Genomic DNA, 13,827 nt, shown 5'->3' with positions numbered 1-13,827 from the left:
TTCTTAATGGGTTGTAATTTTTTTTGAAAAAAACAGAAAAAAACAGTATAAAATTGCATTTATTATAGTGTTATGACTCTGATTTTTAGTGATTTTAAATGCTGAAAAGCAAGAAAAAAAGCTAAATATTACAGAAAAGGGTAAAAAAAACGCTCATATAGATTTATATGAGCGTGCTATTAAAATTAAATTAGTTTCACATCGTATAGGACGTTATAATACGTTTTAATTGCCGCTTTAAATCTTCACCTGTATCATATACCATATCTTCATCAGACGGAAACTGCAGTTCTCTTTGATTTAGTATGGTGCGATCATCGGCGTTTAGGGCACGACTGTCGCCTTGGTATCTTCCGAATACATTTTCGAATATAAATTCGCTAGCAATAGGAAAAGCATCAAGGACTTTGTTCTGTTTTAAGTCTGAATAAACCACATTGGCTACAACTTGTGCTGATTTGGTTTGTGAAACTTCATAAAACCTAGCCGTTACGGTTACAATTTTATCAATTTTAATATCATTACCAAGACTGTCTTTTTTTACATTTCCAGCACGATCTAATTCGTATTCCCAACCATCAACAATGTCTCGTTCTCTAATAATCTGACGTTCGCTCATACGTTCTGGGGAAATTGAAATTTGCTTTAATTGCAGCTCCATGGCGTAATCGTAATTCAAATCGCGCTCTTGAAACGAATGGTAGGTGGTCCAAAACTGATCTAAGCCATAGGTATTAAAATCTAAGAGCTCAGACTCTAAACGTCCCGGAATAATCTGCTGGGTTTGATTCTGAATAGAGACATGTACATAATCCATTCCTTTTTGGTGCGCTTCAGTCATTAGACTTCTCGTATTCTCAAAATTAGGATTAATCTGTTCTATATAATTAAAGATCTCATAGGCTTCCCGTGCATTATATTTATCATTAGAATCTAATAGGCTAAGTCCTTGACTCTTCAAATAATTAGAAGTTTTATAACGGTAAGAAACTAAATCACTACTATAATCCTTAAACTTAAACTCTATAGTTTGGCCGTCAATTTGTAAGGGCAAAACTCTTTTAATCGCCGTTTGCCTTGCGTCTAAATTAGAATAGAGGCTATAGATGGTTTTGTATTGCTCCGGATTTCCGTCTTTCTTTAAATGTTTTATGGTTTCTAGATCTTCTTCAAGCGCTTTATAAAACGCTTCTTCTAACAAAGCAATGTATTCTTGTTTGCTTTTTTTGTCTTTATTCGTTTCTAATTTTTCTAACGCATCATCTATGGCTTGGTCAAAATTTCCATCGCTAATAGCGCTTTTAATTTGTTTTTTAGCGCTACAAGATCCAAGTGCTAAAAAAAGAATAGATAAGAGTAAAAGTTTTTTCATAATCTTGTGGGTTTAGGTTCGTGATTTAGCGAATCCAATTATGATGCCAAAATAAATAAAATATATGAGTTCCGTGAATTTAGATGGGTAAAGCGATCATTTTATTAAAATGTTTTATAGGATATTAAACGCCCTATTTTGAAGCGATGATTTTTACGGTTAGGCCTTATAGCCCTATATTATTTCGTTTCTTTGCACGGTAATACGAATTAATGATGTTTAAACCGGAAGACAATTATTTTCACCCTTTAAAGTTGAAAGACGCTGTAAATTTACCTCAAGAATTTACCTATCCATTCTTATATGTTCCACATCCTTATTGTGTGGAAGCTGCTGATGAGGTTAAGGCGTATTTGAGTTCTCAACAGGATTTTGAACATAATTTTGGATTAGATCCGGCTCTTAAAGGTTTACAAATAGGAAAGATGTTTGGGGTTATGCTGGTGTTAAATGTTGAAGGACAATTAGGCTATATCAGTGCGTTTTCGGGGAAATTAGCGGAAAGCAATCATATCTCGGGTTTTGTACCGCCAGTCTACGACACTTTAGATCCAAAAGGATTTTATAAAGAAGGAGAGGCTTACTTAAACCAATTAACGGAGAAGATTTCGGAATTAGAGCAGCATCCCGATTTAGAAGCGGCTAAACGTAGCCTTATAGCGGCGCAGGAAAACCAAGTTCAGAAAATTACAGAGTTTAAACACCAAGCCAAGGTAAATAAAAAGTTGCGTCAACAACGGAGAACACATGAGGCTCAAAATTTATCTGAAACGGAGAAGTCTTTATTGTTTGAAGAATTAAAACAACAGAGTATCCAAAGTAATTTAGATCTTAAATATTTAAAATTAGACTGCGATTCTGAGTTGGAACAAGCACAAGAACAGTTAGACTGTCTTTTAGAGCCTATTGAAAAATTAAAGCAAGAACGTAAAGCCTTATCAGGCCAATTGCAGAAACAGATTCATCAAGAATATCGGTTTTTAAATGCTGATAAGGAGACGGACGATTTATTATCTATTTTTCAACAGACGGATTTAGGGTATCCTCCTGTGGCTGCGGGAGAATGTGCAGCACCAAAGTTATTTCAGTTTGCATATCAGAATCAATTACAACCTTTAGCAATGGCTGAATTTTGGTGGGGTGTAGCGCCTAATAGCGAAGTGCGACGTCATGGGCAATTCTATCCGTCATGCCGGAGTCGTTGCGAACCTATTTTAGGGCATATGATGAAGGGCTTAAATGTAGAACCTAATCCTATTGCCTCTGCCGGACGCTTTGATGGCACTTTAGAGATTATATATGAAGATGACGCTATACTTCTGGTAAACAAGCCTCATGAATTCTTATCCGTTCCCGGAAAAACCATAAAAGATTCTGTGCTTACAAGGATGCAAGAGTATTTGCCTGAGGCTACAGGTGCCTTATTGCTTCACCGGTTAGATATGTCTACCTCAGGGCTGTTACTTGTGGCCAAGACGGAAAGGGCACATAAGCATCTTCAGCGCCAATTTATTAACCGAAAAATTAAAAAACGTTACGTGGCGGTGTTAGATGGTGTATTGTCGTCTACAAAAGGAACGATTGATTTGCCACTTCGGGTAGATTTAAACAACAGACCCCGTCAGTTGGTGTGCTATGAGCATGGCAAATTAGCAACCACAAACTATGAGGTGATAAACGTTAAAGACCATAAAACCAGAATTTATTTTTATCCCGTTTCCGGACGTACCCATCAACTTCGGGTGCATGCCGCCCATGTAAAAGGGTTAAATACCCCGATAGTCGGGGATGATTTATACGGACAGCCTTCTAACCGCTTGCATCTTCATGCTGAAACCTTAAGTTTTGAACATCCCATAACCAAAGCGTGGATGCACTTTAGTTGCGCCCCCGATTTTTAGAAGATGTTTGTTATTGAGCTATTTTAAGGCAAAAGTCTATTTATGAAACAAAGGCCTCAGTATTTATGTTAGCAATGACGTTGAAAGTTATACGTTAATTAATGTCAATTGTCTACTTCTTGAGGTGTATATAACGTTATAAAACAAAAAAGAAGATTAAAGTACGGTACTCTAATCTTCTTTTTATAATGGTATAAGTCTAAAATTTATTTCTTTTTCTTCGGATTAAATATTGGAAGTAACTGTGTTTTTACCGTTCCAAATCCAATACGTGTACCATCGTTTTCACAATGCCCTCTCATAATTACAGAGTCGTAGTCATTGATAAACTTTCGTTCGGTACCATCTTTCATAGTTAAAGGTTTGGTTCCTTTCCAGCTTAATTCTAACATAGATCCATAAGAGTCTGGAGTAGGACCAGAGATGGTTCCACTTCCCATAACATCTCCTGAGTTTACCGGACATCCGTTTACAGTATGGTGTGCTAATTGCTGAGCCATATTCCAATACATATATTTGAAATTTGATTTGCTCACAATAGTTTCTTTAGCACCTTTTGGCTGAATAGCAACTTCTAAATTAATATCGAAACTTTTCTTTCCTTTACTTCTTAAATACTCTAAAGGCTTAGGATTTTGTTTTGGACTTTCAGTTCTAAAAGGCTCTAAAGCGTCTAAAGTTACAATCCATGGCGACATTGATGAGGCGAAACTTTTTCCTAAAAAGGGACCTAATGGAACGTACTCCCATTTTTGAATATCTCTAGCTGACCAGTCATTGAATAAAACCAATCCGAAGATGTATTCTTCAGCTTCTTCAATAGGAATTGGTTCTCCTAAATCATTAGCATCGGTGGTGATAAACGCCATTTCAAGTTCAAAATCTACAAGTTTTGACGGTCCAAAAACAGGAGCATCAGCATCTGGAGGTAGGGTTTGACCTTGAGGTCTATGTACTGGAATTCCTGAAGGGATAATAGAAGAACTACGGCCGTGGTAGCCAACAGGCATATGTACCCAGTTTGGCATTAAAGCATTATCAGGATCTCTAAACATGGTCCCCACATTGGTTGCATGCTCTTTACTTGCGTAAAAATCTGTATAATCACCGACTTGTATAGGCAGTTGCATTTCTATTTCGTCTAAACGGAATAAAATAGTTTCTTTATGTGGAATGTTATTTTTTAAGGTGTCGTTTTCAGCATCAAAAATCTCAGCGATTCTATTTCTTACCAGACGCCATGTTTTTCTTCCATCAGCAATGAAATCATTTAAGGTATCTTGAAGAAAAATATCATCGGTAAGCGGTATGCCTTCAAAATAACCTAATTGGTGTAAAGCTCCAAGATCAATAGCCGTATCTCCAATTCTAGTTCCTATGGTAATGATGTCATCTCTAGTAAGAAAAACCCCAAAAGGAATGTTCTGAATCGGGAAATCTGAGTTTTTACCAACATGTAACCATGAGGTACGATCTGGATTGTTTGCGGATAATGGCATATATTATTGTTGATTAATTGTTCATTAAATTCAGTCAAACCTACATAATTTTTGATATTTAAACTAATGTATTCACTATTTTTGTATTGATTTAACAAACACTTTATTTATGCAACGCGACGAACAAATATTTGAACTCATTCAAGCTGAAAAGGAACGCCAAATTGATGGTATAGAATTAATAGCTTCAGAGAATTTTGTAAGCGACCAGGTTATGGAAGCTGCAGGATCTGTATTAACTAATAAGTATGCTGAGGGGTATCCTGGTAAACGTTACTACGGGGGCTGTGAGGTTGTCGATGAGGTAGAGAATATTGCTATAGAGCGTGCCAAGACCTTATTTGGTGCTGCTTATGCCAATGTACAACCACACTCTGGGAGTCAGGCAAACACTGCAGTATACCACGCATGTTTAAAACCTGGAGATACAATTTTAGGTTTCGATTTATCTCATGGTGGTCATTTAACACACGGATCTTCAGTAAATTTTTCAGGTAAATTATATAAGCCAACCTTCTACGGGGTAAAGAAAGATACGGGGTATATTGATTACGATATGCTTGCGGATCAAGCTCAAAAAGAAAAGCCAAAATTAATTATTGCTGGTGCTTCAGCCTATTCTCGTGATATTGATTTCGCTAAGTTTAGAGAAGTTGCTGATAGTGTAGGAGCTGTATTATTAGCTGATATCTCTCACCCAGCCGGATTAATTGCAAAAGGAATTTTAAATGATCCAATGCCGCACTGTCATGTTGTAACGACTACAACTCATAAAACCTTACGTGGACCAAGAGGGGGAATGATTATGATGGGAGAAAATATTGATAATCCTTTCGGAATTACTCTAAAAAATGGAAATCTACGTAAAATGTCTAGCTTATTAGATTCTGGTGTTTTTCCAGGAAATCAAGGTGGACCTTTAGAGCATATTATTGCTGCTAAAGCGATTGCTTTTGGTGAAGCGCTTACTGACGATTTTATGCATTATATGTTACAGGTGAAGCACAATGCTAACGCTATGGCTAAAGCTTTTGTGGCTAAAGATTATAACTTAATCTCTGGAGGTACGGATAACCATATGATGTTGATTGACCTTAGAAATAAAAATATTACAGGTAAAGATGCTGAAAACGCTTTAGTAAAAGCAGATATTACTGTGAACAAGAATATGGTACCGTTTGATACGGAATCTCCATTTGTAACTTCTGGTATTAGAATTGGTACTGCAGCGGTAACAACAAGAGGTTTAAAAGAAAGCGATATGCCTTACGTTGTAGATTTAATTGATGAAGTTCTTGCTAACCATGATAACGATACCGTTTTAGAAGGTGTGGCTAAGAAAGTAAATGAATTAATGAGCGGACGTGCTTTATTTAATGCTTAAAATCTAGTCCTGTAGATTTTTAATATACAGGAGTCTTAATATAGAAAAAGCCTTTCAATTTATTTTGAAAGGCTTTTTTATTTGTTAGCGTTGTTACTATTCTAGCTACTCGTCAAAAGTGGTATGGATGTAAGCACCAGCGTCTATAGCGCCTGAACGTGGATTGCCAAGTAAATCTGTAGCAACGGTAAATTCAGAACTACCAATACCTATAGCTTCTGAATCGGCACCAATACGTAGCTTATTATCATAAGGCGCTTCAAAATCGGGATCTTCATTAAAAACATTGTTCGCATAGAAGGTGCTGTCTTCAAAATCGTAAATTCCATTACCTGAAAGATTCAAGTTATTAAAACGGAGAAGAGAATTTGAAAATTTAAATTGAAAGACGTCGCCTTGTTGCTCTAATAAAAATTCAGGATTATCATTACCATATATAATACAGTTGTTAAAATTGGCTTCGGTTAAGTCATTCACATAAACCGTATTATTTTCATCAACAATATAATCGTTTAAAAGTAGGGCAGGGTATTCTCTAAAGCTGCTGTTCCAGTAATTGGCAATGGTACAATGTGTAAAATTGTATTTTCCACCATAAGTTCCCGCAAAAGAAGATTGTCCGGAGTTATTAAGGACTACATTTTCAGCGCTAATGGAGGTGGCTCTTCCTAAGATACCAAAGCTGCTAGTGTTGTAGATTTGAGAATTGGTAATCGTTAATTTGTCTGTAGTTGCATTCGGATTCCCTTCCACTAAGAGTCCAACCGTAGCATTCTTAATTGTGGCATGATTAATACGGTTATTTGTACTTCCGTTATAGAGCCAAATAGTACCCCATTGTCCGGGAATATCCTCGTATAAAGGTTCTAAACGATCCCCTTCAATAATAACTTCGTTTTCTAAGAGGTCAGGATTACTACTAAGCGCACCATCAATGTGTAGCGAGGCTCCATCGGTTATGATAATTCCAGAATCGGCATGAAAATGAACCCGTGCTCCGGCTTCCATGGTAAGAGTTTTTCCGGGATTAACACCAGCATAACCATAGATAACATAAGGTTTTTCGTTGGTGAAAGTTAATTCTTCATCCGTTAAAAATCGACCTTGAGTAGTCGTATCATCAATAACGCCATCGCCATCAATATCAAAACTTAAGGTTTCTATAGTTCCTGTAATTTCGTCTTTACTTGGATAGATAAAAACAGCATCCTTAACTAAAGTTACCACATCAATATCTTGCTGATGATTCCCCGCGTCAAAAAGAATTCTATCGGTGTATAAAAACTGATTCTCTAAAGCTCCAAGAGTAGTGATATCTATAGTAGTTTCAATAAAAATATAAAGGCTATCGTTGGCCAATAGTTCTACGTCTTCAAAGAATTTTCCTTCTTGGGCACCTTCTAAACCGGTTTCGCCATCGACATTCATTCGGTATCGTGAGTCAGTTCCGTTTTCAAATTGAATGGTAGGGATTACAATATCCTCGTCGCTACGGTTATAAACTTTAAGGTTGTACGTGCTCGACCCAATATTAGAAAACACCGTATCTAAATAGATGGTGTCTTTGGCAAATTCTAATTGCCCTTGACTCGGTGAGAATTCAAAATCGTTACGACAAGAACTCCAAAAGATTAAAATTCCAAAACAAAACATAAAGGATAGCAATCGCTTCATAAAAGAGAAATATAATTAAGGCTTAAAAATATAACTTTTGAAATTAGATTTTAGTATTGTGGCCTATAAATTACAAGACCCTAGCATAAAGGCGTGGGGGAGGCCGTGTATTTATGGTTATAAGGTTCGTGGTTTCTAAGGTTGGCATTTGTCCTTATAAAGGGAAATGCTAAAAAGTCTACCTTTTGAGAACCACTAGAAAGCGCTTACTCTTGTTTTAAGCTTTCTTCGCCGTACTCTTCTAAAAGAATTAAGAATAATTGACTGTTTACAACCAATGCTTCTAATAATTGCATTTTATTTTCTTCTTTGAGCAATTCTGAACTGAGTTGTTTAGAGGCGCAATAATCTAAAAAGAGATAATTATAGGCTTCAGGGATTTTAAGGCTTTGGGTTAATAACTCCAGATTAAAAAATGAGCTTGTTTCAATAAGGGAGGTGAAATTCTTGTAAGTAATGACTGTGGGCTTTTCAGTCTTTGGTTTTTTAGATTTTATTAGGTTGTAGAGTTTTTTAGCGAGGTATACAAAATCTACACCTTGATTATTACCTAAAGGCGCATATTTTTCAGGATGATTTTTAATATCTTCTTGAATTATATTTTTAAGCTCAATATTGTAGGTTTCTTCGGAAAAGACAGGCTGTTCGGGTTCTGCTTTTACTTCTACTTCATCGAGTTCATTAAGAATTTCTTTCAGCTCAAAGACGGCCATACTTCCAAAGTGAGAGGGTTTTAAAACTACGGTTTTTTGATGATAGAAAAGGGACTGAAAAATAATACTATCTTGAACTTTAGCTTCAATTTTAAAATCACCATCAGCATTGGTAATGGTCATTCGGTTTTGCGTTTTATTAATCACCTTTATATTTTTTAGTACACTTTTGGTGTCGTAGACTTTACCGTTTAAGGTTTGAGAGAAGTGAATAAAAGGAAGGAGACAGAATAAAAGGCTAACCGTAATGTTACGCATAATAGGATGGATTGATGCGTTAAAGAAAAGGGTTTAAGCCCTAAATGTTGCGCTTATTAGTTAAACTTTAACCTAAAGAATTGTTAATTAAATAATTCTGAAATTTCTGGGATAATACGTGTTGGCCGTAATGTTTTATTATCAATGAGGCACCACTTGGCTTTAGAAGCGACTACGATTTGGTCCGTTTTGGCATTGATAATTTCTACATGCCGTGTTGTAGATACGCCTTCTACCACCGGAACAAAGGTTTTTAAGATTAAAACATCACCAAGTAAAGCTTGATTTTTATATTCAATAAAATGGTTGACTAAAAACCAAGAGTAGGTGTCTGTTATTGTTTTAGGGGCATAGGTGAGCCAATGTTCTTTGGCAATATCTTGTACCCATTGCACATAACGCACATTGTTAACGTGATTGAGATCGTCAATATCGTCCTCACAAACGGTAATGGTTTTTTGAAATACTTGCACGGATGTCTATTTTTTTTGAAGTTTGACTTCAAATAATTTATCCCAATTTTTTCCGGTTACAAAAATGGTGTTACGTTCTGGGTGGTAGGCAATACCATTTAAAACATCGAGTTCTGGATGTTGTGTGACTAATTTACGTAACGGTTTAAAATCGATAACGCCTTCAACACCTCCTGTTTTAGGATTGATGATAACCACACCGTTACGTTGGTAAATATTCGCATAAATTTTACCATTGATCCATTCCATTTCATTAAGGTTCGGGATTTTTCCTTTTTCCGTATAAACCTCAATATGACCTTTTTCATTTAAGTTGTCTGGGTTAAGCAGGTAAATTTTTTCAGTCCCGTCTGATTTGTATAATGTACTTCCATCATTACAAATACCCCAACCTTCTTTACTTGTACCATAATTAAAAGTACTGAGGCGTTCAAAGGTATTAACGTCGTAAACAAATCCGCGTCTAGCTTGCCATGTTAATTGATAGATTTTATCGTTTAAAATGGTCAATCCTTCACCAAAATAGGAATCATCTAGGTGGATGTTTTTTAAAACTTCACCAGTTTCAAAATTTACTTTTCTCAATTTAGATTCGGTACGTTGTCCTGTACTTTCGTATAATTCGCCCTTATAAAATTCTAAGCCCTGCGTATAAGAAGTCATATCATGCGGGTAAACATTTACCACTTCATAAGTGTAATATGATGGAATAATATTATTAAAAATCTGAATGGATTGTGATAAGGTTTCTTTTTTACCGCCCACCATAAGCTCGGCCGTAATATTTTTTTCGCCTAAAGTCACAGCATTTAAAATAGCATTCTGCTTTATAGGTTTCCCGTTTAATTGATAATTGACACTTGAAATCTCTAAATTTTTAGGATTGTTAATAGAGAGGTTAAGGGTATCGCCAAGCATTAAAGATTGTGCGCCTACATTAATAGATAATCCAGATTGTTTTGAGGCGTTGGTATCTCCACATTGGAATAAAAGGAAGCTGAAGGCTAAGAGAAAAAGATAATTATAGTGGCGCATGGCGAATATTGGATTTTTTTGGCAAGTTATTAAATAAAATTCAGTTTGAATATGCTTTTTAGCGTCTAAATTCAATGTGTATTTAGCATTTTTCTAGAGGAAGAAGAAGGTGAAATGGGATAAAATTTCAGCGTAGAATCTCAAAATAATAGATTTTTATGAGTAATTTTTATCTAAGATTCTCTTAATTAGAGGGTTAAAAATTTTAAAGATTTTATGGAATTTCTTTTGGCAAATACTCTGAAAAGATTGTATCTTTGCACCTGGCAAGTCCTACACAACCAGCTCCTGTTGAATCCTCCAGGGCGGGAACGCAGCAAAGGTAAATGGTCGTAGCGGTGTGATGTAGGTAGCTTGCCTTTTTTTGTACCCAAAACTCAAATCTTGAACGCTATAGCTCTTCGAGATTTTTTTAGTTTAAAACCTTACTATTCTTCAATTAGTTAAGGAATAAAAGGTCTACTAATTTCAGAATTTGTAATTTTCAAAATTATAATTTATATCATCATATGTCTAAAGTTGTATTAATAACAGGGGGCTCCTCTGGAATCGGAAAATCTGTTGGTGAATTTCTTCAAACTAAAGGATTCAAAGTATATGGCACGAGTAGAAATCCTAATAATTATCCGCAAAGTAAGTTTCCTATCGTGGCTTTAGATGTAACGAAACCTGAAACCATTACGGCTTGTATTAATGAGGTTTTAACTGCTGAAACTAAAATTGATGTCCTTATTAATAATGCGGGTGCCGGAATCACGGGACCTATAGAGGAAATCCCTGATGCGGAAATCAAGCGAAATTTTGAAACCAATTTATTTGGTCCTATAAATGTAATTAAAGCAGTTTTACCAAGCATGCGTCAGCAACAATCTGGCTTAATTATAAATGTAACGTCTATTGCGGGCTACATGGGATTGCCGTATCGTGGTATTTATAGTGCAAGTAAAGGGGCTTTAGAGTTAATAACCGAAGCTTTTAGAATGGAAATAAAAGGCTTTAATATTAAGATGACCAATGTGGCGCCCGGCGATTTTGCAACCAATATTGCTGCCGGACGTTACCATGCACCGGCTTTAGAAAATTCGCCTTATAAAGAAACCTACGGCAAAACCTTAAGCCTTATGGATGAGCATGTTGACAGTGGTGGAGACCCTAAGGAGATGGCAGAGGCTATTTACAAAATTATGCAGACGAAATCGCCTAAAATTCATTATAAGGTTGGGGCCTTTTTACAAAAATTTTCTATTGTTTTAAAAAGAATTCTTCCAGATGCTATCTACGAGAAGATGTTAATGGATCATTATAAATTATAATCAACACATTGTTTTGATGGGCTTAAAACCGTAAATTTGCGGCAACTAAAAACACAACAACTTAAATAAAGTTTTATGAAATTTTTTATTGATACTGCAAATTTAGAGCAGATTAAAGATGCTCAAGATATGGGTATTTTAGATGGGGTAACTACAAATCCATCGTTAATGGCTAAAGAAGGCATTACAGGAACTGATAATATTATGAAGCACTATGTGGCTATTTGTAATATTGTGGAAGGTGATGTTTCTGCAGAAGTTATTTCTACAGATTTTGAAGGCATGGTAAGAGAAGGAGAGGCCTTAGCTGAATTACACGAGCAAATCGTTATTAAATTACCAATGGTAAAAGATGGGATTAAAGCGTGTAAATATTTTTCAGATCGTGGTATCAGAACAAACGTAACCTTAGTATTTTCTCCAGGACAAGCTTTATTAGCAGCTAAAGCTGGTGCAACTTATGTATCTCCGTTTATTGGACGTTTAGATGATATTTCTACAGATGGTTTAAACCTTATTGCAGAAATCCGTCATATCTATGATAATTATGCTTTTGATACGCAAATTTTAGCAGCTTCTGTCCGTCATACGATGCATGTTATTGACTGTGCAAAATTAGGAGCCGATGTTATGACAGGACCATTAAGTTCTATTACTGGTTTATTAAGACACCCTTTAACAGATAGTGGATTAGAGAAATTCTTAGCAGATTATAATAAAGGAAACTAAGACAATTTCAACCTATATAATTTTAAAGAGCATCTTGTTTAGCGATAAGATGCTTTTTTTGTAGTAATTCTTCGAGAGTATCGTGAAATTCTGAGCTAAAAATGTTAGCGTTAGGGTGTAAGATAATACCATCTTGGTCTACAACAATACATTTATTCAGATAGTTTACCGCTAGCGTTTTACGCGCTTCTTTAGAGTTTTTAAACTTAAACTCGTTAATGGTAGGGAACTTATAATTATCAATAATGTTTTTCCAAAACTTATCGTTGTTGTCATTTACATTAATAGAGATAAAATCGGTTTGCGGAAATTGAGACTTTAATTGGTCTACCATAAAATGACTGTTGCGGTACTGTGACTTAGAGTTAGAGGACCAGAAATAAATAATCGTCGGTTTGGTAATGATAGAGTTTATACGGTGTTCCGTGTTGTTATAATTAACGATTGTAATATTAGGCAACGGATTTCCTTGACGTAATAATTTTAAAGAAGATACTAAATCTTTCATATACAATTTGTCTTCTTCATTGGTGCTCTTAGACAAATAATGCTCTAAAATTTCATTAGCTTCATCTTCTGTGTGGTTATAGCTAATATACTCTCTTGCCTTATATTTAAGTAAGTTATTTTTTATTACCGGATCTGAAATAATACTATCAATTAAATCGAGTTTAGACTTGTTATAGCCCATAGCATGTCGGTTAAATTTACTATGGTAGGCATTATCTTTATAGTAATCATGAATGGCCAAATTATCAATGTGCGAAAATAAAAAGCGGTTGTAGGCGAAAAAGCGGCTTAAATGCGTGGCATTATAATCGATATGCTTTCTGTGGGCGAAAAAATCTTCAGGAAGATCCTTAATATGAATCAGTTTATTGTTACCAAAATAAGCAAAAGGATAAATTTCCTTATCCGCATAGTTGTTGTAATTAATATTGGCTTCAACAATAGACTTAAAAAATTCAGATTCTTCGGTCTTACTTAGAAAGGTGTGAAAATCACGCAATTGTTTTAATCGACGTTTTTCAACAAAATCATTAAACGCCTCCGGTTCCATTTTAGAATAGCGCACTAACTGTTTCGCCTCTTTTTCGTTAGATAAATACGTTTTAAGAAGGTAGTTGTTTTTTCTAGCGCCATGACCGGTAAACACAAGCGACTCATCAAAATCATAAGTATTAATACGGAACATAATACTGTCACTAGGCTCTAGCAACAACATTTGGTATTCACCACCATGGGTAATAGAGTGTAGGCCAGGATGTAAATTGTCTATTTTGTAAATAAAACGATTGTTATCGTCTAAGGTAATAGAGTCTAAAATCTGACCTTTTGTATTGTAAATAACAACACTGTTATTTTTCGGGTTTATGATTTCACCTCCAATATATGCGTAATCTGTTGTTTTACTACCTTTAAATTGGCATCCAAAGATGGTAGACATTATAGTTAAAGCAAAAACGAAACGTAGAC

The 13,827-nt window shown here is 35.4% G+C and carries 11 protein-coding genes and 1 other RNA gene; 5 read left to right on the top strand and 7 right to left on the bottom strand.

Translation table 11 applies throughout. The annotated features are described in order from the left end of the window. Nucleotides 1-196: 196 nt before the first annotated feature. A complete protein-coding gene (locus tag ACFQ13_RS03300) occupies nucleotides 197-1,372 on the bottom strand; it encodes a hypothetical protein (protein ID WP_386113982.1) in 1,176 nt (391 codons plus the stop codon). Between the two features lie 212 nt (nucleotides 1,373-1,584). Here ACFQ13_RS03300 and ACFQ13_RS03295 point away from each other — a divergent pair, with 212 nt between their 5' ends. Beyond that, entirely contained in the window at nucleotides 1,585-3,273 is a 1,689-nt protein-coding gene (locus ACFQ13_RS03295) for an RluA family pseudouridine synthase (RefSeq protein WP_386113979.1), read from the top strand. Between the two features lie 206 nt (nucleotides 3,274-3,479). On the opposite strand, the gene fahA is transcribed toward ACFQ13_RS03295, so the two are convergent. Continuing rightward, the gene (fahA, locus tag ACFQ13_RS03290; RefSeq protein WP_386113976.1) at nucleotides 3,480-4,772 is read right to left on the bottom strand and encodes a fumarylacetoacetase; all 1,293 of its coding nucleotides are present in this window, start codon (nucleotides 4,770-4,772) and stop codon (nucleotides 3,480-3,482) included. Between the two features lie 109 nt (nucleotides 4,773-4,881). Between fahA and glyA the strand changes: the two genes are divergently transcribed. Beyond that, complete coding sequence (glyA, locus tag ACFQ13_RS03285) at nucleotides 4,882-6,156, top strand: serine hydroxymethyltransferase (RefSeq protein ID WP_114310419.1); 1,275 nt, start codon at nucleotides 4,882-4,884, stop codon at nucleotides 6,154-6,156. A gap of 105 nt (nucleotides 6,157-6,261) precedes the next feature. Here the strand turns inward: glyA and ACFQ13_RS03280 are convergent, their stop codons facing one another. The 4 genes from ACFQ13_RS03280 to ACFQ13_RS03265 form a co-directional block, all read right to left on the bottom strand. Next, nucleotides 6,262-7,830 carry a hypothetical protein gene (locus tag ACFQ13_RS03280; protein WP_386113973.1) on the bottom strand — a complete coding sequence of 523 codons (1,569 nt, stop codon included), beginning with the start codon at nucleotides 7,828-7,830 and terminating at the stop codon, nucleotides 6,262-6,264. A 206-nt stretch (nucleotides 7,831-8,036) separates the two neighbouring features. Next, the gene (locus ACFQ13_RS03275) at nucleotides 8,037-8,801 is read right to left on the bottom strand and encodes a hypothetical protein (RefSeq protein ID WP_386113971.1); all 765 of its coding nucleotides are present in this window, start codon (nucleotides 8,799-8,801) and stop codon (nucleotides 8,037-8,039) included. 83 nt (nucleotides 8,802-8,884) lie between these two features. Further along, on the bottom strand, nucleotides 8,885-9,274 hold the full coding sequence (locus ACFQ13_RS03270; protein WP_386113968.1) for an acyl-CoA thioesterase: 390 nt from the start codon (nucleotides 9,272-9,274) through the stop codon (nucleotides 8,885-8,887). A gap of 6 nt (nucleotides 9,275-9,280) precedes the next feature. Then, a complete protein-coding gene (locus ACFQ13_RS03265) occupies nucleotides 9,281-10,309 on the bottom strand; it encodes a glutaminyl-peptide cyclotransferase (RefSeq protein WP_386113966.1) in 1,029 nt (342 codons plus the stop codon). A gap of 264 nt (nucleotides 10,310-10,573) precedes the next feature. Between ACFQ13_RS03265 and ffs the strand changes: the two genes are divergently transcribed. The 3 genes from ffs to fsa all read left to right on the top strand — a co-directional run bounded on the left by ffs (nucleotide 10,574) and on the right by fsa (nucleotide 12,351). Beyond that, nucleotides 10,574-10,672: signal recognition particle sRNA small type (gene ffs / locus ACFQ13_RS03260), an RNA gene on the top strand. A 146-nt stretch (nucleotides 10,673-10,818) separates the two neighbouring features. Continuing rightward, nucleotides 10,819-11,622 (top strand): SDR family oxidoreductase, encoded by an 804-nt coding sequence (locus tag ACFQ13_RS03255; protein ID WP_386113963.1) that lies wholly within the window; start codon nucleotides 10,819-10,821, stop codon nucleotides 11,620-11,622. A 75-nt stretch (nucleotides 11,623-11,697) separates the two neighbouring features. Then, the gene (gene fsa, locus ACFQ13_RS03250) at nucleotides 11,698-12,351 is read left to right on the top strand and encodes a fructose-6-phosphate aldolase (protein ID WP_114310413.1); all 654 of its coding nucleotides are present in this window, start codon (nucleotides 11,698-11,700) and stop codon (nucleotides 12,349-12,351) included. Between the two features lie 22 nt (nucleotides 12,352-12,373). Here fsa and ACFQ13_RS03245 read toward each other — a convergent pair whose 3' ends face one another. Further along, nucleotides 12,374-13,798 carry a TlpA family protein disulfide reductase gene (locus ACFQ13_RS03245; protein WP_386113959.1) on the bottom strand — a complete coding sequence of 475 codons (1,425 nt, stop codon included), beginning with the start codon at nucleotides 13,796-13,798 and terminating at the stop codon, nucleotides 12,374-12,376. Nucleotides 13,799-13,827 lie beyond the last annotated feature (29 nt).

Origin of the sequence: Winogradskyella rapida, from assembly GCF_042675845.1 — a bacterium.
Taxonomy (GTDB): Bacteria; Bacteroidota; Bacteroidia; order Flavobacteriales; family Flavobacteriaceae; genus Winogradskyella; species Winogradskyella rapida.
The sequence above is the reverse complement of the archived record's forward strand: the minus strand, read 5'-3'. Positions and strand labels throughout refer to the sequence as shown.

Excerpts from the sequence above, each read along its gene's own strand:
- ACFQ13_RS03275 (WP_386113971.1), bottom strand. The coding sequence starts at position 8,801 with ATGCGTAACATTACGGTTAGCCTTTTATTCTGTCTCCTTCCTTTTATT.
- ACFQ13_RS03295 (WP_386113979.1), top strand. The coding sequence starts at position 1,585 with ATGATGTTTAAACCGGAAGACAATTATTTTCACCCTTTAAAGTTGAAA.
- fsa (WP_114310413.1), top strand. The coding sequence starts at position 11,698 with ATGAAATTTTTTATTGATACTGCAAATTTAGAGCAGATTAAAGATGCT.
- ACFQ13_RS03245 (WP_386113959.1), bottom strand. The coding sequence starts at position 13,798 with ATGTCTACCATCTTTGGATGCCAATTTAAAGGTAGTAAAACAACAGAT.
- ACFQ13_RS03265 (WP_386113966.1), bottom strand. The coding sequence starts at position 10,309 with ATGCGCCACTATAATTATCTTTTTCTCTTAGCCTTCAGCTTCCTTTTA.
- ACFQ13_RS03255 (WP_386113963.1), top strand. The coding sequence starts at position 10,819 with ATGTCTAAAGTTGTATTAATAACAGGGGGCTCCTCTGGAATCGGAAAA.
- ACFQ13_RS03280 (WP_386113973.1), bottom strand. The coding sequence starts at position 7,830 with ATGAAGCGATTGCTATCCTTTATGTTTTGTTTTGGAATTTTAATCTTT.
- ACFQ13_RS03300 (WP_386113982.1), bottom strand. The coding sequence starts at position 1,372 with ATGAAAAAACTTTTACTCTTATCTATTCTTTTTTTAGCACTTGGATCT.
- fahA (WP_386113976.1), bottom strand. The coding sequence starts at position 4,772 with ATGCCATTATCCGCAAACAATCCAGATCGTACCTCATGGTTACATGTT.
- glyA (WP_114310419.1), top strand. The coding sequence starts at position 4,882 with ATGCAACGCGACGAACAAATATTTGAACTCATTCAAGCTGAAAAGGAA.